16 protein-coding genes and 1 pseudogene are annotated in these 20,860 nt (G+C 43.1%); 11 read left to right on the top strand and 6 right to left on the bottom strand.

The genetic code is table 11. From position 1 onward, the window contains the following. Positions 1 to 10 precede the first annotated feature (10 nt). Complete coding sequence (locus UYC_RS0134970) at positions 11 to 271, bottom strand: type II toxin-antitoxin system HicA family toxin (protein WP_026087805.1); 261 nt, start codon at positions 269 to 271, stop codon at positions 11 to 13. A gap of 895 nt (positions 272 to 1,166) precedes the next feature. Here UYC_RS0134970 and UYC_RS0134960 point away from each other — a divergent pair. After that, positions 1,167 to 4,880, top strand: a complete 3,714-nt coding sequence (locus tag UYC_RS0134960) for a DUF3854 domain-containing protein (RefSeq protein WP_016879864.1) — start codon at positions 1,167 to 1,169, stop codon at positions 4,878 to 4,880. A gap of 220 nt (positions 4,881 to 5,100) precedes the next feature. Here UYC_RS0134960 and UYC_RS0134955 read toward each other — a convergent pair whose 3' ends face one another. From UYC_RS0134955 to UYC_RS39790, 5 genes are all read right to left on the bottom strand, one after another. Further along, a complete protein-coding gene (locus tag UYC_RS0134955; protein ID WP_321164299.1) occupies positions 5,101 to 5,619 on the bottom strand; it encodes a helix-turn-helix transcriptional regulator in 519 nt (172 codons plus the stop codon). Then, a complete protein-coding gene (locus UYC_RS0134950) occupies positions 5,616 to 6,068 on the bottom strand; it encodes a DUF6932 family protein (RefSeq protein WP_016876043.1) in 453 nt (150 codons plus the stop codon). The genes UYC_RS0134955 and UYC_RS0134950 overlap by 4 nt, the downstream gene beginning before the upstream one ends. 262 nt (positions 6,069 to 6,330) lie before the next feature. Further along, entirely contained in the window at positions 6,331 to 6,786 is a 456-nt protein-coding gene (locus UYC_RS0134945; RefSeq protein WP_016879862.1) for a hypothetical protein, read from the bottom strand. Next, positions 6,773 to 8,071: a ParM/StbA family protein gene (locus tag UYC_RS0134940; RefSeq protein ID WP_016879861.1), complete on the bottom strand. Its 1,299-nt coding sequence runs from the start codon at positions 8,069 to 8,071 to the stop codon at positions 6,773 to 6,775. The genes UYC_RS0134945 and UYC_RS0134940 overlap by 14 nt, the downstream gene beginning before the upstream one ends. 429 nt (positions 8,072 to 8,500) lie before the next feature. Further along, positions 8,501 to 8,638, bottom strand: a complete 138-nt coding sequence (locus tag UYC_RS39790; protein WP_235181639.1) for a hypothetical protein — start codon at positions 8,636 to 8,638, stop codon at positions 8,501 to 8,503. Here UYC_RS39790 and mobV point away from each other — a divergent pair. From mobV to UYC_RS36000, 10 genes and pseudogenes are all read left to right on the top strand, one after another. Further along, positions 8,598 to 9,038 (top strand): annotated as a pseudogene (mobV, locus tag UYC_RS39785) (MobV family relaxase); the annotation flags it as partial. The gene UYC_RS39790 and the pseudogene mobV overlap by 41 nt on opposite strands. Next, positions 9,027 to 10,256: a DUF3991 domain-containing protein gene (locus UYC_RS40255; protein WP_321164300.1), complete on the top strand. Its 1,230-nt coding sequence runs from the start codon at positions 9,027 to 9,029 to the stop codon at positions 10,254 to 10,256. The pseudogene mobV and the gene UYC_RS40255, both read left to right, overlap by 12 nt. 397 nt (positions 10,257 to 10,653) lie before the next feature. After that, complete coding sequence (locus tag UYC_RS0134930; protein WP_016879859.1) at positions 10,654 to 11,430, top strand: DUF6884 domain-containing protein; 777 nt, start codon at positions 10,654 to 10,656, stop codon at positions 11,428 to 11,430. A gap of 212 nt (positions 11,431 to 11,642) precedes the next feature. Next, complete coding sequence (locus UYC_RS0134925) at positions 11,643 to 12,314, top strand: RNA polymerase sigma factor (RefSeq protein WP_016876038.1); 672 nt, start codon at positions 11,643 to 11,645, stop codon at positions 12,312 to 12,314. 1 nt (position 12,315) lies between these two features. After that, complete coding sequence (locus UYC_RS0134920) at positions 12,316 to 12,972, top strand: hypothetical protein (protein WP_016876037.1); 657 nt, start codon at positions 12,316 to 12,318, stop codon at positions 12,970 to 12,972. Beyond that, positions 12,973 to 13,773, top strand: a complete 801-nt coding sequence (locus tag UYC_RS0134915) for an ImmA/IrrE family metallo-endopeptidase (RefSeq protein ID WP_016879858.1) — start codon at positions 12,973 to 12,975, stop codon at positions 13,771 to 13,773. Between the two features lie 19 nt (positions 13,774 to 13,792). Then, complete coding sequence (locus UYC_RS0134910) at positions 13,793 to 14,851, top strand: hypothetical protein (protein ID WP_016879857.1); 1,059 nt, start codon at positions 13,793 to 13,795, stop codon at positions 14,849 to 14,851. A gap of 22 nt (positions 14,852 to 14,873) precedes the next feature. Next, positions 14,874 to 16,745: an ATP-binding protein gene (locus UYC_RS0134905; protein WP_016876035.1), complete on the top strand. Its 1,872-nt coding sequence runs from the start codon at positions 14,874 to 14,876 to the stop codon at positions 16,743 to 16,745. 12 nt (positions 16,746 to 16,757) lie between these two features. Further along, entirely contained in the window at positions 16,758 to 17,996 is a 1,239-nt protein-coding gene (locus UYC_RS0134900; protein ID WP_016876034.1) for a metallophosphoesterase family protein, read from the top strand. Continuing rightward, the coding region (locus tag UYC_RS36000; RefSeq protein ID WP_016879856.1) for an AAA family ATPase at positions 17,993 to 20,860 on the top strand (2,868 nt) is incomplete at its 3' end. The genes UYC_RS0134900 and UYC_RS36000, both read left to right, overlap by 4 nt.

Below are 20,860 nucleotides of genomic sequence, written 5' to 3'. Positions count from 1 at the left end.
TTAATATTGGTTACTCAGGACTTATTCCGGCATTTTCTAATAATCTTCTTACCTCTTTGACAGTACACTTACAAACATTTTTACCAGTTGGATGCGGTTCGTGAAAAAGCCCTTTTTCCCCGTTCAACCTAACTCTAACTCTTGAACCCCTTCCCTCCGTAATAACAGCACCTTTACTTATTAGTAGACTCTCGATGTCCCTCCACTTGAGGTCAGAAGGAACTGGTGTTGCGAAAATCTCCTTCAGGGTTGCCGATTGTTTGTGATTCATGTCGGTTTTGTAGACGACTTTTTTATGATATCGTAGGATGATATCATCGTCAAGCGTTTTGCTCATCCAGGGGTAGTGTGACTGTTGCTGCGACCAAGTGCAATTCTTACTGTGCAGTTTAGTTGTGCTCCACAAAAAGTTCCGAATTTTTTTGAGGAACCGGAACTTTGGCGTTTGTCGAGTAGCGCAGCGTTAATCATCTAAAAAGCTTTACTGGCAACGAGAAGAGCCTATTTTGCCCCTGGTCGCAGCAACAGTCACACTATCCTACTTGTCTACTCTCCCTAAAATCGCCTCACATTCTGTCTACTTCTCTAGAATCGGGTAATAGTTTTTTTAACCTTTTTTTCAACTAATTCTTACATCCGACTTAAAAGAAACAGCCCCAAATCCCTTTCAATAAAAGGTTTATGGCTGTTTCTATCTTTCCAGCTTCAAGTTATTCTCAATAAGTAAAAAGCTGAAACCATTGATAAATCGTTTGTCTACTCAGTTTATTGAGAATAAAAAACCAAAACTCTTTACTCCATATAGCTTTGAGTGGGTAGACAAGTTTTTCTAGAATCCCCCTACGAAATCTATAGGATCGCCCTACGCAATCTCTAGAATCCCCCTACGCATTTTTTTTGAAACCTTTGTGAATTAAGAGTTCCAGCTTGGTAGACAACCTTAATTAAGTTAATTAAGTTAAGCAGCCTCAATTTTTAGGGGTCAAAAAAGCGGGATGGTATGAAAGAAGGTTGTTCCGTACCGGAATAGCCACCGTGAAGATTTCTATACAAAGTGCAAGCGTATCTAAAGTCTCAAGTCAATCGCTTTCCCCTTCACCTTTCTCTCTTTTGTGCCCCATTCCCGGACTATTGAGGTGTAATAGTGGCAGAAGGGGTGATGCTTCATGAACGACAACACCCCAAACCTTTACCCGAATAACCTAACTCCTGCCGAGTACCACGAACTTGCCTTTGGTAGCGCCATCCACCCCGCCCTCATTGAGCGCAATTTCATCCACATCGTAGGAGAAGTAGTATTCTCTTACCTGTTCATCTCCAATGCCATCCCCCGCAAAAATGCTGGTCGAGTCACGGATGGCTTCTTAAAGCAGTACCAGCACGCCACTGAGGGGGGATTATGGATTAGCGGACTTGACCCCCTTAATAATTGGCTACCGATGGAATGGGGGCGCTTTAAGCCTTCCCTACCCCGGATTGACGCGGAAAAAGGTAAACCCGTCAAGTACGAATCGCCACCCAAAACACCCAACCGTGTCACCTACTTCGATGTCCCTAACTGTATTTGGGATTTAGTAGCGCAACGGTACAATATCAAGCGGTATCATTCCCCCCTAGCACTGCGCCTACAAGACAGAATGAATCCGTGCTTATTTTGGGAGTGGGTGCAACGACACCCAGAAATCCCCATAATCCTGTGTGAAGGCGAAAAGAAAGCCGCTAGCTTGTTAAGTCTTGGGTTTGTGGCGATCGCCCTCCCCGGTATCTGGAACGGACGGGTTGGCAAAAAAGATTTTGACGAACGCCTGCACCCCGATTTAATGCCGATAGCACAAAAGGGGCGCAAGTTTATCATCCTCTTCGACCACGAAACAAAACTTAAAACTCGTTGGTCAGTCTTCCAAGCCACCGTGCGGACTGGCAAGACAATTGAGGCTGTTGGCTGTCACTGTGAGGTAGCATTGCTACCAGGGCCAGAAAAAGGCGTAGATGATTTTGTTGTTGAGCGTGGCGAAAAAGCCGACGAGTTACTGAGTGCGATCGTCGATGATGCCAAAACACTTGCAGATTACCAGCGCTCGTACTTCCAGAAACACCGGGGACTAAGCAGTAAATACAAGCCACATATTACAGTAAATGTCAAGTATCTAACTCAAGCCCTTTCAGTCCAGGGTGTAGGGGAAGAGGGGATGGGGGTTCGTGTTAATGAGCTATCGCCTTACAGGCAATACGGTTCGGATAAGCTCTTGAGGCAAGAGAGTTATTGTTCAATAAATCTTCTCCCCCACAGCCCCATAGCCACCACTCCCAAAGGAGAGTCCAAGCCCCATAGCCACCACTCCAAGAGTTTCCTACTTCCCCAGTCCGGACTGGTTGTCTTGTGGAGTGACATGGGCACGGGTAAAACCGAACTCATGCGACAGTGGCGCGTTGCACATCCTGACAAGCGGTTCCTCAATAACGGACATCGGGTTAATTTGCTCAAAAACCTGGCAGAACGTCTTAACACTGAGATGTATTCTGACCTGGGTTATACAGGTTTAGCCAAAGCTACTGCCCTCAGCATCACCATCGACAGCTTGCATAAACTTAACACTCAAGCCCTCACCTATGGCTGCGTGTTTATCGATGAAGCTTGCCAGTACCTCACGCACCTACTGCACAGCAAAACCTGCAAAGAATATCGGGCACAAATTTTAGAAGTACTGGAATACATCGTGTATAATGCGCCCTTGGTCGTCATCGCCGACGCGCACATGGACGACGTCACAGTGGATTTCTTCCGAGCAATGCGTCCTGTGGGCGAAAAGCCTTTTATTATCAAAAACGAGTGGAAAAATGGCGATCGCCCAATCTACTGGTATGAGGGAGATGATTCTTCTGCCCTAGTTGCCCAAATTTCGGCAGCGCTAATGATGGGACAGAAAATCATGGTGGTTTCTGACTCGAAGCGCTTTATTAAGAAACTTGAACAGTCGCTCTCTATGTCGGTGCGGGTGGAAGACTCAGATGAGCAGGATCTGGGTGTTGGGTGTTGGGTGTTGGGTGTTGGGGAAGAAAGCACAGCAGCGCCTACAACCCCAAACATTTCAGATGGCAGTCTAGGGGAAAGTGTCTCACCCATAACGGGAGAAACCAGAGTACACAACTTTGCTGACCACAGATCCCAGTCGCAGAGGGAGTCCCTGTACCCCATCCCAACTCATGGCACTACACCCCAAACTTGCAACCCCACACCCTTAAAAATCTGGGCGATTCACTCCGAAAACTCCGGCAGCGAAGAAAATGTCGCCTTCATTAAAGACATAACTAACGCTGTAAAGAGTCTAGATGCCCTTTTAACATCCCCTAGCCTTGGTACGGGGGTGGATATACCTAATTATCATTTTGATGCCGTTTTTGGCGTTTTTCACGGGGTTTCCCAAACTGCTACCGAATGCGCCCAACAACTGTACCGCTATCGCCCAAAAGTACCAATTCACGTCTGGGTAGCACAGCGACCGCCCTTTGGCTACCTTGACACCAACGCCACCAAAATCAAAGAACGGTTACTGCAAACCAATGAAATGACAGCTTTCCTGCTGCGGATTGACCGGGAAACTGGCTCTCGTGGTGCTGAGAAAGACTGGGCATTAGATGCGTACTGCCAAATCATGGCTTCTCGTCATCAATCCATAAATAACCTGCGGGCTGATTTACGGGAACTGCTGACCGAGATGGGCAATCAAATTATACCTATGGGTGCGGAGTCCGATAAACTAGCCCAGGAGCGTCTTAAAAATGCCGCTGCTGCTTTAGATACTGCTTATTACGCAGCTGTTGCTAAAGCCAAAGATATCTCCTCTAGCGAATATCGTCAGCGTACTAGCAAAGACTACCTCACACCGTCAGAAGTATTTGAATGCGAGAAATTCCGCATACTGGATGCTTATGGAATGCCCGTAACTCCTGCTCTGGTAGAAAAAGACAACTCAGGCAGATTGTCTAGGGCGATCGCCCATTTAGAAGCAATTCTATCAGAGCCAGAGGGCACAATTTTGGATGCACGTACCGGAAGACAATACCCTTCCCCGCCAAGAATTGTGGCAGACAAAGACCTCCAGGAGCGATTCCATCTACCATTGTGCATGGACTGGGGCAATTACTCCGCGCGGTGGTTGGCTAGGTTTAACTTGGGACTGCATGATATTCTCAAACGCTTAGTAGCAGGTGTTGAGATTACTGCTAATGACCCCGACTTGTTGAGAATGACCGATATCGCCAAATATTGTGCGCCTCATGTTAAAGCAATTTTGGGTTTCACAGTTCCCTCTAACTGCCAACCAATATGGCTGCTGGGGGTTTTGCTAGAACAACTGGGATTAAAACTAGTTGACCATAAAGTTGGGCCACGGGGTAAACAGGTTAAACATTTCTCGCTATCTCAAGAGGAATTGGATTTTGCTCATGCGGTAATTGCCCACCGTGCAAGCAAACGTGCCCAAAAGGAAGAACGGGCGAGACAAGCAGCCCTTGACCAACAGCGATATCAGGCGGCAATGCAGACTAGATATGGTGTTGCGTCGCCAAACAGCCCCGTATCCACCCCCCCCCATAATGGTATAGGGGAACCCCCATGGTTGGGGGTGGATACTAAAGTTGAGCGCATCGATTTTGGAGATTTTGAACCAGAAGATGGAGAACACACTCCCATAAAAACTTGTGTTGATTTGCTAAGGCAGGGCATTAAGAATGGAGTTACGGCTGTAAAAGCCATCCTAAGCAGTTGGAGTGAAGAGCGGCGGTGGTGTGCAGTCCTGCTACTTGAGGAAATTGCAGCTGCGGAACTACGTAGATTGGAACAAATAATACCAAACTTCTATATGTGGTTGAGTTTGTAACTATCTAATTGCTCTTCAAAAATACCTTGAACCAGTCGAGTCACCAACGTGGCACAGTTTCTGCTGCCAAACTTCAACTCCAAACTGAATTTCCCAACAAATAGGTACTAAACGGCATTTCAGTACCTATTTAATAGGTATAGTACCTATTTCTTGCGCCAACGCACATCTGGGCGACATTACACCAATTGTCTTGGAGTTTTCATCCTGTCAACCCTACTTATGAAGCTTTAGTTTTAATATTCATTTTTTCTTTGCGCCATTTGTCAACGCTTTTTTTAACTGCTTCTATTTCTGCAAAATCTACTTGGACGGTTGCAGTTTCAATTTCGACACCCAAAGCAGTGCTGACTTCGAGGATTTCTACAAAACTGGCACATTGATAATCTGTATCCTCATACTCATAAACTCTTTGTTCATCAATTCCCAATCTATCAGCAAGTTCTTGTTGACTAATTTTGGCTGCTAACCGAGCTTTAATTAAAGCATTTGGTAGCTTATTTAAAGAATCAATTTTAATTTTTAAAGGCTTGCTGGTGTCGCAATTAATAAGTCTTTCGTATTCTGCAATTTCTAACTTTAACTCGTCAACTTGACTCTGATATGAATCTCGGTGAAGCTTCCACCGTTCTGGTTCTGCCTTCAATTGTTCATTGTTATCCAATTGGGCTATAGACTGCTCAAAGCGTTGCAACCAATCTAAAGAATTTTGATATTGTTGCTCGTTTTTGATCATCATGGTTTCCACCTTTGTAAATCTATAGCAATAATTCCTTTGCGCGTATTCGTCCTAGTATCAAATTGAAAGAAATCTATGTAGGCTGTACCGGAATCATTAGCTGGATAATTTGACGGAAAAATTTCACCCTTGTACTGAATTTTTTGTTCGGCACGCAAGAGCGCAAAATTAAATAAAGCCGGAGCAATAGATTGTAGGTAATTTATATCAACCCCATTGTCCTCCCAACAAGCATCAAAGTCTCCAGGCCTTTGTTTAGTGGTGACAAAACTACCATCAATATAAATAGTTCTACAGCCTGCTGCTTTAAGAAGCGTCATTGCCAGTTCTAGACCATCTACCATGCGCTGTCTAGTTAAATTTGTACCAAATATTTCTTTAAATTCCTCCCATTCTGCCCAATGCACTCCTGGTGGTAAATTCCCATTGTCGTTAAATTCTGGAATCATTTCTCACACCCTAACACAGTTTAATTATCCGGTTATGAGTGTCCCATAATTATTTCAACTCAGCATGGTCTAACATAACGACTACAGCAACTAGCTTTTTCATTGGGTTTGAGCAAGTCACACCTATTTGCTTCTAGGTTGGAAACTGATTTTAGAGTCACAGCTATCACTTAATACTACTAGTAAAATACATTAAAACTACAAAACCAACTGAACAGTTCACAACTCTCACCCTGCTGCTGGCACTTCAAAAATTCTTCGCTTAATCAACTCCAAAAATCGTATTCAAATCAAGTGATGAAACCTGGCCTGGAATAAGAGTTGTTGGTCTTTTTGAATCGGGAGCGTCTGCCTCAGTGTCAGGCTGATTAGTGGCGCTATTGTGATGGGTTGGGGGATTGGGATTAACCCCCACCACAGATGTAGGCAACACAAACTGTGGCTGTTCCACCCCCAAAGCCAAACGCATATTACTGCCATGTTTGTTCAAAGAATCCTGCGCCTCCCAACACGCAAAGCGCAACTGCTCTTGAGTATACTTCCCACTGTGGTATCGGGCATAAGGCAACAAAGCCGCCACCAGAATATCAGCCACCTTCCGGTTAACCTCATCCTTGGGTAGAGAGTTCAGGTAGTCAACAACTTCCGCCATTGGGTCGCCCTCATAGGGCTGGAGACGCAGACTCAAACTCAGGCGCTTTCTCCTAACTCTTGTCATTAGTAGCCTCCAGTCCCACCAAATAATCAAACAACCCGAAACAATCCACAAGGCGAGAGGAAGTACACTGTTCCCCAAACTGCTTTTTCTCCAAGTTAAAAGTTTGTTTAACCTGCTCGCTTATACCACTACCCCAAATCATCGGTGTGAAGTGTTTGTTATAATCTTTACTTTTGTATCCCGAAGTTCTAATTTTTGTACCGCCACTACCGTAACTGTTCCTACTTAAACTAGGCTGAGTTTCTATTTTTGGTTCACAGTTGAAATATTTCTCCAACTCCGGCTCAACGTGATAAGCCGCACCCCCACCAATAATCACCTCGTCCAGTTGGGCAGGCAAAACCCGACTCATCCACCGCTCTAACTTATCCCAATACTCAGCCGTCGCCACAGAGATAGCCTTACCTATATCTTGAATTTCTTTATCTCTTAAATTGGGGTCTTTAGCACTGGCTAAAGCAATAATTGCCGCACATGTAGACCAGTCGGGACGGCGGGTGTTTGAATAATTTGGGTTATATATCTCATCAAGGACAGCATACCGTGCTTGGAATATAGCTAGAGCCAAACGTTCCCGGTCTAGACCGCTCGTCATCTCAATAACCATGTCCAGCATATTAGCAAATCCCAATAGCGGACTATCTCCCAGCTTTAACTGTCCTCGGTCGAAGTAAAGCGCTGTCGTATTCCTGTGACCAAACATCAGCACCCCCAACTGTTGGGAACGCAACCAATCAATCCCCTGCTGCTTAATCCTCACAGCAGCCAATCCCCCACCTTCTGGACGGCATAAAAAACGCTCCAGGCTCACCTTCAATGCAGTATTTCGTACCCCAAAGCCAGCCAGCATTTTCCGCAATTGTTCCTCAAACCTGCGGCGATCGCTATATTCATTCCAGGGAAGCAGCAGCGCCAACTCCACCTTTAACGGCTTTTTCGGCGATACCTTAATATTGCTAGTTTCTACAATCAGCCCAATAGCTCCCAACACCTTCCACAAAGCATTCTCGTACTTGAGTTCCTTAATTCTGTCTTGGGGGTCAAAACAAGCAGCGAAATCACCCAACACTACTACACGCTCATCCCAGACAACCCATAATTGTTGGTCGGGGCTAGGACTACCAATCCACCCCAAACGTGCCATGTAATTGTCGAGTTTGGTTTTGGTAATCTCCTCAACAGCAGGTGGCATTAGTAAATAATTGGGTTTTTTAGAGCCAGCTAGCTGATAAATAATCTTAGTTTGCGACCCACCCACGTCCACGCTGAGATAGATGTCGGCCATGCATCCAATCAGAAATGACTACCGCACCATCTTGGCTCAACAATGCCTCAAATCGCCTCAAAAAATCTACGTATTTTGCACCACTATTTAAATCGACTGTTGAGGAATCAAGCCATGTCAACCAACACAAATTGTGCAGAAATTGCACTCATACTGTGCCCTAGCTGCACCAAGTGCTACCCCAAAGACAGATTTCGGGTGGAGGGTATAAAATAGTCGTACTCACTACGGTTATTTGCCCTACGGGTTGCCTGTGGCAATGCCTTGCTGTCGCTCGTCACAAATAACCTGCGTTCGCCCTGCGGGGCAAGTAGCGCACCCCCTCTGAGAGAATCGCGGATGCTCCTATCAGCAATAAAAGCATTTACTACAGTTTATCTTCCCATCAATCAAGCAACAAACACACCATAAAAACCACGATGATTCAACTCAAATATGACATACGGCTACGCGATCGCCCGTACCAAAAAAACTCAAACGCCACAATCTTGCTGGCAGTGAAGCGCATACTGCCCGAACACGGGAAACACCCAACGCAGATTCATCCAAACAAAATATCAGGCTCATCGGCAGCACTGAACAAAACGAACGTTTGGAGGATTTGGTACTGGCGAAGATTGGGCAATACGAACAAAAGCGAAAAATCAGAACTGATGCTGTCTATTGCGTTGAGATTCTCCTCACCGCATCGCCCCAGTACTATCGTCCAGATGACCCAACTCGCGCTGGGTACTACCACGAAGACAAACTTAAACAATGGGTTGATGCAAACCTCAAATGGTTACAGGAGACTTACCAAGACCGAATTGTGAGGTGCGAGTTGCACTTAGATGAGGCGACACCACACTTGCACGCCTACCTCGTACCCCTCGACAAGGACGGACAACTCCGGTGTAATCATTTCTTCGACGGTCGCCAAAAGATGATGGCTTTTCAGGATGACTACCACACCGCGATGCAGCACCTGGGGTTAGAAAGAGGCATCAAGGGTAGCAAAGCCCAACACCAGGATATAAAAGACTTTTACCGGATTGTTGAAGAGGGGAAAGACCTAGAACCTGGGAAACTTACAAGCGAACAACTTCAAGCTAAAGCTGCTGATAGAGACAGGGCTATTAGAAAGAAAAAGGAGATGGAAGCGACTGCTAAACAACTGGTCAAAGAAAATGAAGCACTAGAAGCACGCATTCAACAGTTGTCAGCCGAAAATCAACAGTTGCGTTCTGAACTTAAGCAACTTGCTGATCAACTGCGCGACCTTCCCCTAGAAGATGTGGCTTGGCATTTGGGACTAACTCAAGATACCAAAGGCAATCTCCGGTGGAAAGGTGTGGGCCACATCATTAATATAGATGATTCCAAATGGTATGACTTCTCTCCCAGTGTAAATAAAGGTGGCGGCGGCGCTATCGACCTAGTGATGCACGTTATGGGGTGCAAATTTAAAGAAGCGATCGCGACTTTAAATGACCGCTTTGGGGAGTCTCTCATGCAAAGAGCCGTCACCCACCACGCCAGGGAACAGGCTGCTGAGATTGCCCAAACAGAACCAACGCCCCAGTTTGTACCCCCTGTCGAGGACGAAACCAACTGGCAGGCAGTTTACAACTATTTGACGCAGAAACGGGGATTGTCTGAAAACTTAGTCCAACACCTCCACACAAGCGGGTTAGTTTATGCAGACTCTCAACAAAATGCTGTGTTTTTGATGAGAGGGCTAGACGGTGAAACTACTGGGGCGTTTTTGAGGGGGACGAGAGGTGAAGACAATACTTTCATGGGATATGCCACTGGCACCAAACGTACTGAGGGGTGGTTTTATATACGTTGGGGAGGACAACCAAGTGATGAAATACAGAGAGTAGTGTTATGTAAATCTCCTGTTGATGCACTGTCTTTTGCCATGTTGGAAGTCGAAGCACTGGGAGAAATGCCCCAACAAAGGACAATGTGTATGGCAGCTGATAACGTTAGGAGTGTGTCTGTGGAGTTCCTTAAGAATATCCCCACAGTGGTAGCTGCTTATGATAATGATGCTGCTGGGGATGAAACGGCACAAGCAATTATGGAATTATTGCCTCTCTCTTGTAGGGTAAGACCTCAAGCCAAGGATTGGAATCAAGAGCTATTGGAGCAGCTGCGGAAGTCTGAACAAAAGCATAATAAACAATTAGAAAGGGACTAAATTGGTGTTCTAGCACAAACGAGATATTTGGACATTCTCTAAACTTGGTCAACCCACTAAAAAGGGAATTGAACCAGGGTGGAATTAGCCAAGCAGATTTAGCATTCGCAATCCTTGCTACTAACAGCAGTTGCCGAGTGACCTGGTAGCACTCTCAATAAACCTGGTGGAAAGTGGGAGCCTAAGTACAGCGAAAAAAAAACGGAAGTTGGGAACGAGATAACCCTCACACGTATTCTCTGAATCGCTCGATACCAGAGTAGGGGAGTCACCCTGGTGATGGAGCGGCTTAGTCTAACTCAATACCGTATTCGCAAGCGGATTATGCCACTGTTTGCGGAAGTCAAACATAATTAGTAAGTCTAGCTGGGATGTTATTGCATCATAAGAAATCATCATGTCTCTCCAGAGCTATGAAGGTACGAATACTGCTAATACCCGCAGTCTATTAATTATTGGGTGTTCTCAACGCAAGCGTTCAGATCCTGGGTTACTACCTGCAATCATTCGGTATGATGGCCCAAGTTTTCTTGTGCTGCGTCGTTTTCTGAGGCAATGTCCTTCAAAGTTGCCGCCAATAAACGTATGTATTCTGTCAGCAGAATTCGGTTTAATCTCTCAGCATCACTTGATACCGTATTATGATCGCCGAATGACAGCCACAAGAGCGCAGCAATTGCGGTCAGGAGTTCTCGCTGAACTAGAAAATGTTGTCAAGGCCCGACTCTACCAGGAAATCTTTATTAGCATTGGGAGAGATTATCTCCAAGCAATAAACGGCTACGAAACTATACTCCCAGCGAACTTGAACATCCGAATCGCCTCTGGTAGCTTGGGCAGAAAGTTAAGTCAATTACATGATTGGTTGTACGGGAAGCCACCAGACATAACCTGTGGTCTACCCAAATCGCTTCACTGCCACAAAAAAAATCAAATTCGGGGTATAAAGGTCGCACTTACTCCACAACAGGTGCTTGATGTTGCTTACCAGGCGTTGCAGACAGACGATCAGGAATTTACTCGCTTTCAATCTTGGTATGTTGACGTTGGTACTAATCGTGTAGCGCCGAAGTGGTTAGTTAGCCAACTAACTGGACTATCAGTTAGGGATTTTACTACCAAGGAAGCACTGCGATTGTTGGCACAGTTGGGCATTGAAGTCAAAAGGGTGTGAAGTAATACGTATGTTCTAGTGCTGTTTTAAAGACATCAAAAAATTTTTGCTTATAGCTGTAAGAATTTACCGACCTCATGGCAATTCTATATTAGGAACGATGTTTGGAGGATATTGAATGTGCAAAGTGCGGTAATTTTTGTCGTTACCACTGTAATAATTTATCGCCTGGCTGGCAATTATATATCAGGGGTAATGTTTAGGAGGTCACATTGAAACGACAAGTTGGGCAATCTGTAGACCCATCCTACGATCATGAGTTACTTCAGAAGCAACAGTTGCTATGTCAGGCAGTTCAGGAGGAGTGGCAGGTTCTTCAAGGTACAATTCAACTCTACGTTAGCCGGGTTATAAACCAATTTGGCGATAAGTTGGGTAAAAGTTGCGACCGCAATTCCATTGAGGCAATAGCAAAGGAAATTTTGCATGAAACTGTTGAAACGGCTCTCAAAATAGCTAATAAATTTGACCCTAGCTATCCGCCTCGCCCTTGGTTGCTGAAAATTGCCGCGAATAAGCTAAAACGGTGGCAACGGCAACAAACTCAACAAAATAAGCGAATCGCACTCGTCGCTGAACTTCCCCAAGCTCGTAAAATTAGACAGCAAAATTCAGAAATTCTTTCAGAAGAGGAAATTTTAGGAATATTATACAAGTCGTCTAATTCATCTGACCCCGAAATGTTGGAATATTTGCTGTCATTGGTAAATGACGGTTATCGAGAAGTACTTAAATTAGCTTTTGTTGACGGTTTAGATGGAGAATTCTTGGCTGCTGCATTAGGCATAACACAAGGGGCAGCTTACACCAAAAAGCACCGTGCGATCGCACAGTTGCGTCAAGCTTATGCCCAAGGTAACAAGTCATCAGAGGAGGGCAGATAAGATGCAAAATCAAAATCAAAATCAGCAGCCCTACTCCCGTGAAAAAGCCATTCATTTATATGTGCAGGCTTTAGACCAAGGTGACATGGAAGTAGTAGCCCAAATACTTGATGCTGCTTGCAATGACCCAGAATTGGAACGAATTATTACGGAAATCAATTCAGCCTACCAGGAAGAAGAACAACTAACACCAATCGCTACTGACGCGGAAATTATTAGAAATTTACTCCACAAGCACCTGCATAGCGCATTTGAAATTATTCAAGAAGAGGAAAAACCTTTAATTTTTGAAGACATTGATGAAGAAGAAAAACCTGTAACAGTTGGCGATGTTATTAAGCGTTTGCAAGATATCAACCGCGTACCATCAGCAGATAAGCACATTATTAGTAAATTCCTTGACAGTTCTGTGCCACTACCAGTCAAACTTAGTATCCAAGCTGTTAGGCAATTAGCGGCCGAATTAAGAATTAATGCGAGCGAGCGATTCTTGGATATGTTTCGAGATACCGCCATTACTTTATCGATGGGACGCAGCCACAATAGGGCGCAATTAGCAGCAGCCCGCGAACAAAAAAGTCGATATAAAACTACATCGAATAATCGTCAACCAATAGAAAACAAAGTCAAAAACAATACTGAGGTCGATAAAACATAGATGATACTAGAACATCGCCGTATGGTAATTTCCCAGGCTGTAGAACTGGCATATCAAGAAGCTGGACTGGAGTTAGCAAATCTTAAACCTGGTGTTGTACCCCTGTATGAACTGATTAGGGCTTACCCAATCAGGGTAGCAGAAATCAAAGATATGACCATTCAAAGTGTTGCCGATTTTTTAGAAGTGGAAACAGGACAAAAACTACCTTTAACAGATAGCGAAAATCAAGATTTAAAGTTAGCTGGATACTTGTATTTACTGGAATATAAAAGTTTTTTTTACGGCTGTATTTTAGTCGAACAAAAGCCTCATTTAGCCCCAGTATCACGCCGCCGATTTTCAGCCGCCCACGAATTAGGACATTACTTATTACATTTTATTCCTTTACTTCAAACTCCTCAAAAAAATAGTTTGAAAGAGCCTTTGATTTTAACAGAAGGTTTATACGTTCAAAATAAAAGTGAAGAAGATGATGAAAGTAAGGAAGATAACGATAAATCCACGGCACAATTTACCTTTACAAATGGCATACAAGCAGTAATTGATTCTCTAGGCATAGACGAGAAGCAAATGGAGGCAGAAGCCGACCAATTTGCGGCTGAACTTTTAATGCCAGCATCGGCTTGTTTCGCTTTAGCCAAGCGTTATCGTGGTCGATTTGGTACAAAAAGAGATGTTTTAGCCAAACGATTAGCAACCGAGTTTTTAGTCAGTCAGGAAGCCATGAAACGACGGTTAAAAGATTTGCAATTACCAGAAATACTCTTAAATAAGAATTCACAAACAACTAATAAATAGGAGGAGTATATCTATAAAAATGGGATTAGATTTTATTAAAAACTACGGTGGTTGTCGCGTCGAACAATATGATGCACAGTTTCCTTTTTTAGAAGAAGAAACCGACGAAGACTTGAACCAAACCCCAGAAAAAGTTGATTTAGATTATGAAGTAAAACACCGTGCAATTGATTGGGAACCTATCAATTTAAGCACCTCACCTAACTGGCGACCTAGTAACTGGCATGAACGACCAACTCACTTTATAGATGGTAAAGATGTAGGGGAAACAGTCGCTTCGGTGCGTTCTCCTAGCGGTCAGTTAGTTCCTATCCGCCTTTCTCAAATTGGCAGTATCACCATGCGGGTAGAAAACGGAGAATGTCGGCGCTCCTTTGAGGTTGTTGAGCGTGTGGTATCGATGGCGGTAGACCTTTTCCCCTGGACAGAAGTAGAAAGTTTTGCTGCTGCTTTACAAGACAATGGATTTCGTTTGCTACCAGTTCGCCCTCCTGGTGGGATATCCTCCTACGATTTTGAAACCATGCGAAAACGAACTCAAAACCGCTCCAATACTGAAATGGAAGCGTTGGAAGAATCTGCAATTTCCCACAGTGGCGGTGAACCGACAGTGATAGATGGACGATTACAACCACGGATGGGAGGTTTTGACATTGACGAATCACCAGTTTTCGGTGTGATTAAAACCCAGCGCCAAAATTACTTACATATTAAAGGGATACAAGTTTTATATGGACTGGAAGCGGGTCAACGTACACCAGTATTTACTATCTCTAGAGGATGGCTACCCGTTGTTTCTTGGTTTGTTCGTCTTTCTGGAGGGGGTGGTGGAACTCCCAGTACGGGAATAGTGCGCGTGGAAGCATCAAAAAGCTGGTTTGAGAAGTATCACAAGCATAATTGGGATTTCGTGGATAAGTTATCCCGAACTGTATATGAGTACCGTTGTCGAGAGTGCAGTTATGGACGCGCTGCTATTTCTCTACACCCAATTGTTCGAGCTGAAGAAAGTTTAGGTTCGCTTTTCCAACCATTAAGTATCTTATCCAATCGTTTTTATCGTTTAACTCAGTTATAAGGTATAAAATTAAACTAAGAATATGACTGACGAAGTATTAATTCCGGAATTTGATGTTAACGGAAACGGCTCCCATGCTGGTATACCTAATGCCGATGAAGCGGATAGCACAGAAGATACAAATGCAAATCCATCAGCTAATACCCCTGGTGTCAGAATTATCGGGAAAGTAGCATCACCACCCCAAAAAGAATCTACCTCAGAAGAGTTTCATTTTTGGGTGCGGCGAGATGAGTTGGTTGAAAAAACTCAAATTGTTCGTACTGAAAGTCATGTAGGCGGTGAGACAATAAATTTTTACGCAATTGTAGAAGAGGTCTATCGACAAAGCCGTAAAAAAGATATTGGCGAAGAATTTGATGCTTTTGACGGCGATGTTGATTACCAACCGGAATTTCGGGGTGAAGGCGTTACTTTTGCTACTGCTACAATTTTACGTACAGATCCTCCTGTTTTAGCTCCACCTTTAGAACAAAGTTCGGTTTTCTTAGGGGATGAAAATGATGCTCGACGTGCTTACAGAGCAGATGAAATCGATAATCCCTTAGCGATTGGTTTGATTAAAAATGGTGGAAGCGCGATCGCTGGCCCAGGGATGATAGACCTGGATTATTTACTAGGTATTAATGGCGGACACATGAACGTTAACGGTGTCGCCGGTCGAGGAACAAAATCTAGTTTTTTGCTATTTGTTATTTACCAATTATTGCGGGAGGCACGTAGCCGTGCTGAGGAATACCCATCAGACCCAAATCCCCTAATAGTTGTCCCGATAATTCTCAATGTTAAAGGCTACGATTTATTCCACATTAATCGCTGGAGTAACAGATACAGACCTGAAGAACATTTAGCAGACTGGCAAAGATTAGGTGTTGAGGAACCAAGACCTTTTGAAAATGTTACCTTTTTTGCACCACAAATTCCTGGTGGAATTACAGCAGTTTCTACAGGATGTCGGAGTACAGTGCAGGCTTATAGTTGGAGTCTTGGCAATATTATTGAAAAAGGCTTATTTACTTATTTATTTGCTGATGATGATTCCGTTAACGACAACTTTAGAGCTTTAGTCCTGGATTTAGAAGCTCACCTGACAGATGAAAGGATAGAAAATGATGGTACTGTCACCCGCAGTTTACGAAATAATGCACCTCGTACTTTCCAACTACTTTTAGATTGGATATCAGAGCCTGACAATCGTAGTCAATTATCCCCCGATCATCACAGAGCCACTTGGAGCAAACTACGCAGAAAACTTTTATTGCTGGTACATGAAGGAAATGGGGTACTTCGGCGTTATGACCAAAACGGTAATCCTCTTAATTTAGGAATAAGAGAAACAACAGACCCAATAGTTGTTGATTTAAATGCTTTAACGCGAGTCCCATCTTTGCAACGGTTTGTTGTCGCCACAATTCTTCAACAATTAGTTAACGAACGTACTGGAACCAATCGTGTTGAAGGCTTAATTTACCTAATTGCCTTGGATGAACTTAACCGTTTTGCTCCCCGTGGTTCCAAAGACCCCATTACGCAACTAATAGAAACCGTTGCAGCTGAAATGCGATCGCAAGGAATCATCTTACTCGGCGCTCAACAGCAAGCCTCAAAAGTTTCCGAAAAAGTAATTGAGAACGCAAGTATCCGCGTAATTGGTCGTAGCGGCAGTCTTGAACTTTCCCAATCTATTTGGCGATTTTTGAGCAAAAGCAACCAACGCAAAGCCGCAGAACTAACTGTCAGCGAAAAGATGGTGATTCAGGATAACGAACCAATGCACGTTCTAGTACCACTTCCTCCTTGGGCGATGAATCCCAGAGAAGCAACAGGTAATCCCGTTGTTGATGCTGAAGCGACAACTGTGGAAGAAGACGACGATGATATTGCTACTTATTAGTGAGGAAATAGAATGCAAATTTTACATACATCTGACTGGCATTTAAACGACAAATTGGGGCGAATACCCCGCCAAGGCGATATTGTCAAACGTTTAGAAGAAATCGCCAATTACCTAGACGAACATAAGGTTGATGTCATGGTTGTTGCTGGTGATTTATTTAGCCAGTACAACCGACTTGACGAACTAAAATCAGCCGTTGGGGAAATGAGGGATGTTTTTCAGCCTTTTCTTTTAGGGGGTGGCACAATTGTCACCATCAGTGGCAATCACGATAACGAAGCCTTCTTTAATTTAATGCGTTTTGCTCTTGACCTTGCCGATCCAATAGACCCAAAAAAACCAGGTGCGAGACCAGGCGGCAGGCTTTATCTAGCAGCACAACCGACTTATCTATTACTAGAAGATAAAGCTGGGCAACAAGTTCAATTTGTTTTGATGCCCTATCCAACTTCGTCACGCTACCTAAAAGACGAAAAAACAAAATATGGCAGCTTAGATGAGAAAAATAGTTTACTCCATCAAGCCATGCTGGAGAAAATCGACCTCATCAAAAATAAACACATCAAGCCAGAATTACCAAGTGTACTGGTTAGCCATGCACATATTCGCGGTAGTCAACTACATAATCTTTATCGCATCAGTGAACGCGAAGATGTCGTTTTTGATGCAGGAGATATCCCTACTAATTGGAGTTATGCGGCCTACGGTCATATTCATAAAGCACAAACTTTGGCAGGTACTACCCATGTTCGTTATTCCGGTAGCATTGAACGTCTCGACTATGGTGAAAGAGACGATGAAAAAAGTGTTGTTTTAGTTGAAATTGGTGCTAAAGGTCGGACTCAAGAACCAGCAATTTTACCACTCAATGCCACACCAATATATCGCATAGAAATTAACAATCCTGAAGAAATTCCCAGCATTAAAGATAAATATTCCGAATTAGATAGAGCCTTAGTTTCTTACAAATTAACCTACAAACTAGGGGAATATAACCGTGATGCAATTTGCCGCGAATTGGATAAAATATTCCCCCGTTGGTACGACCGAGAAATAGTGACTGAAGGTTCATCAATATCCCTTAAAAGCTCTACTTTAGTTGCCGACACGCAAGATGTAGCAACAAATGTACGCACATATTTACAGCAACAATTAGCAGGTACCCCAGAGTGTGATGCGGTGTTGGCTTTGGCTGAACAATTATTAGCTAACGAACAATTTTTAAATAATTCTGAGGTAGAAATATGATTCCTGTTCGAGTTTATGTTGAAAATTTTATGAGCTATCGTGAGGGTCAGGAGTTGCTATTTGATGGCGCTCCCCTGTGGGTACTATCAGGACCTAATGGTGCAGGTAAATCAACAATTTTTGATGCTATTACCTTTGCACTTTATGGTCTTTATCGTGGAGGACAAAAAAATTATAAGGATTTAATTAACCACCAAGCTGATGCTTTAAATGTAGAGTTTGATTTTATTGTTGATGAAGTAGCTTATCGTGTGTGCCGCACAGTTTCCCATAGAGGACGCCCAACACGAGAGGTATTTCGCTTAATTCCTTCAAAAACAGGAGGAAAGCCACGTCCTGAGCCAATAGCCGATACAGATAATGATTCAGGTTTTAAAAACTGGGTAGAACGTACTATTGGTTTGAAGGAAAACGCCTTTACCTCATGCGTACTCCTTTTGCAAGGACAAAGCGAAAAATTATTACAGGTTGGTTCTACTGAACGAGGAGAAATTCTCAAGCAGTTAATAGATTTGTCTCCCTACAAGCGACTGCATCTACTCGCAGATGACCGTCGTAAAGAACTTGAAATTCAGGTAAAAAGCCTGAAACCGAGATTGGATTCTATGCTCACTGTTAGCGATGCGGAATTAAATGCAGCAGCAGAAGCTTTTAATCAAGCAGCAGCACTTTTAAAAAGTGTAGATGAAAAAGTAGAGAAACTAACTGTTTTTCGAGAACAATCAAAACAATGGCAACAACTCAAAGCGCAGATTAATGAGGCTCAAAAAGAGTTACAAGAATTAAATAATTTGCTTGCCAGAACTGAAGAGATAGAAAGAAAATGTAGCCGCTTACGAGAACTTGGAGAGGTACTTCCTTTACTGAGTTCTATCATTAACCAGCGTCAAAGGATTCTTGTTACCGAACAACAAGTTCAACAATTACAACATAAATGCCAGCAAATACAAGAAAACTTGGAGAGGGCAGAAAGCGAGAAACAAAATGCCAGCAACCAAGTTCAACACATAGAAAAGGAAATTGAGCAGTTAGAAACTAACATTAACGCCTTGACAAGTCGTTTAGATAAACTAGCTCCTTTTGTTGCAAGCCTGTCACAAATGGAAACAATTCAAATCCAACTGCAAGATCAACAACAGAAGCTAGCTACTTTCCCTTCAAATTTAGAGCAATTAGTGCAACAAGCACAACTGCGAGATAATCAACTAGTAGAGGCAGCCTCCGCTTTACCTTGGCTGGAACAACTGACTCAATGGCGTTCAAATTTAGCTGATGCTTTGAACAGAGAAAAAACGACTAGTAATAGACTAGCTTATTTAGAAAGTCAGTTAAAAGAATGTCAAAATCAGCAAGAAAAACTTAACTCCGACATTGCTTTAGAACATAAAATAGAAAAAAACTTATCTCAAGAGGTAACTCGCGCTGAAACTGGATATGATACAGTTTGTAAGCAACGTAAACGTTTTGAAAAGGCTGCTCATAAACCTACTTGCGAATTATGCGGACAAGAGATTACACCAGAACACGCACATAAAGAAAAAGCACGTTTGGATGCTGAAATAGCAACCTCGCAAGCAAATCTTAATAACTTGAAAAATCAACATCAACAAGTACAAGAGCATCTAAATCAACTCACAACAGAGTTGAAATTTATCGACCAGCAGATTTCAAGTCTACAATTAGAGCGTAATCAAAATGGAAACCAACAAAATCAAGCCAAAATAGACACGAACAATTGTGTTCTTCAAATCAATAAAGCTTTTAATAATTTGCCTGCTATTTATCAAGCATGTGTTTCCCCCTATCTTCCCAGCGATGTTTTGGGTTGGCTTGATACAAATTATCCGACTGATACAGACTTGGAAGAACTAAGCCGATATCTGAGTGGTAGGCAAGCCCACACTAACTATTTAAGCAGTATAGGTACACAATTTGAAGAGTGGAAGCTTCTAAATGCCCAAATTCAATTTAATAGTGAACGTTTAGCGGAGCTTGAAAAAAAATTACCATTAGCTCAAGCACAGCAGGCGCGTGTCGAACAAAATAATTTACAGCAGGATAAAGTACAACAGCAATCACAGTTAAAAGAGCTAAAGACGCAACAGCATCAGCTAAAAAATCAACTCAACAAAGCCATTGAATCAGTAAATAATCTGTCGGATGAATTGCAAAGTTTCCAGCTAGAACTGAGTAACAAGAGAGGGATTCAAGGTGAAATACAGCGTAGCATAGCATCTGATTTGGAAAATTTACCACAACAATGGCAAGAAAAAGCAAATACAATTCAGTCTTTTGAAATAGAACAGTTGGAAACAGAACAGCAAGAACTTGTTGAGTACGAATTTTTATCAAACAGGTTAAACATAGCTAATGGTTCGGTAGCCTTTATTCAGCAACAGATTAGTAATTTTAATACTCAAATTGAACAGTTGCCCTCAGAAGCACGACGCAGCATAGAGGTGATTGAACTAGAACTTAATAGTGCTAAAACTCTAAAAATAGAATTTGATGCAAATCGGAGCAACGCCGAAAAGAATTTTAATGAACTCGTAAGGCAGCGTGAGCAGCGTTCGCAATTAGAGCAAGATTTACAGAAAGTAGAGCGCGAGCATCGACTGTATGACTTGCTATCAGTTCTTCTTGGAAAAAAGGGTCTTCAATTACAATTATTACGCAATGCTGAAAGGGCTATTGTGGAGCTTGCTAATGAAATTTTGGATGGCTTATCACGAGGGCGAATGCGACTAGAGCTACGGGGAGAAGCAGAAGAAAGTCCTTCTGAATCCGACAAAGCCCTTGATTTACAAGTGTATGACTACGAAACAGGACAACGACCTACTGCTGTAGCAATGACTAGTAGCTTG

It is taken from the genome of Chlorogloeopsis fritschii PCC 6912 (genome assembly GCF_000317285.1).
GTDB classification, from domain to species: domain Bacteria; phylum Cyanobacteriota; class Cyanobacteriia; order Cyanobacteriales; family Nostocaceae; genus Chlorogloeopsis; species Chlorogloeopsis fritschii.
Note: the sequence above shows the minus strand (reverse complement) of the source record. Positions and strands in the feature narration are given on the sequence as shown.

Coding starts and splice junctions, on each gene's coding strand:
- UYC_RS0134930 (WP_016879859.1), top strand. CDS start 10,654: ATGTCTCTCCAGAGCTATGAAGGTACGAATACTGCTAATACCCGCAGT.
- UYC_RS0134950 (WP_016876043.1), bottom strand. CDS start 6,068: ATGATTCCAGAATTTAACGACAATGGGAATTTACCACCAGGAGTGCAT.
- UYC_RS0134905 (WP_016876035.1), top strand. CDS start 14,874: ATGACTGACGAAGTATTAATTCCGGAATTTGATGTTAACGGAAACGGC.
- UYC_RS40255 (WP_321164300.1), top strand. CDS start 9,027: ATGCAGCACCTGGGGTTAGAAAGAGGCATCAAGGGTAGCAAAGCCCAA.
- UYC_RS0134940 (WP_016879861.1), bottom strand. CDS start 8,071: ATGGCCGACATCTATCTCAGCGTGGACGTGGGTGGGTCGCAAACTAAG.
- UYC_RS0134915 (WP_016879858.1), top strand. CDS start 12,973: ATGATACTAGAACATCGCCGTATGGTAATTTCCCAGGCTGTAGAACTG.
- UYC_RS0134900 (WP_016876034.1), top strand. CDS start 16,758: ATGCAAATTTTACATACATCTGACTGGCATTTAAACGACAAATTGGGG.
- UYC_RS0134920 (WP_016876037.1), top strand. CDS start 12,316: ATGCAAAATCAAAATCAAAATCAGCAGCCCTACTCCCGTGAAAAAGCC.
- UYC_RS0134910 (WP_016879857.1), top strand. CDS start 13,793: ATGGGATTAGATTTTATTAAAAACTACGGTGGTTGTCGCGTCGAACAA.
- UYC_RS0134955 (WP_321164299.1), bottom strand. CDS start 5,619: ATGATGATCAAAAACGAGCAACAATATCAAAATTCTTTAGATTGGTTG.
- UYC_RS0134960 (WP_016879864.1), top strand. CDS start 1,167: ATGAACGACAACACCCCAAACCTTTACCCGAATAACCTAACTCCTGCC.
- UYC_RS0134945 (WP_016879862.1), bottom strand. CDS start 6,786: ATGACAAGAGTTAGGAGAAAGCGCCTGAGTTTGAGTCTGCGTCTCCAG.
- UYC_RS0134970 (WP_026087805.1), bottom strand. CDS start 271: ATGAATCACAAACAATCGGCAACCCTGAAGGAGATTTTCGCAACACCA.
- UYC_RS39790 (WP_235181639.1), bottom strand. CDS start 8,638: ATGAGCCTGATATTTTGTTTGGATGAATCTGCGTTGGGTGTTTCCCGT.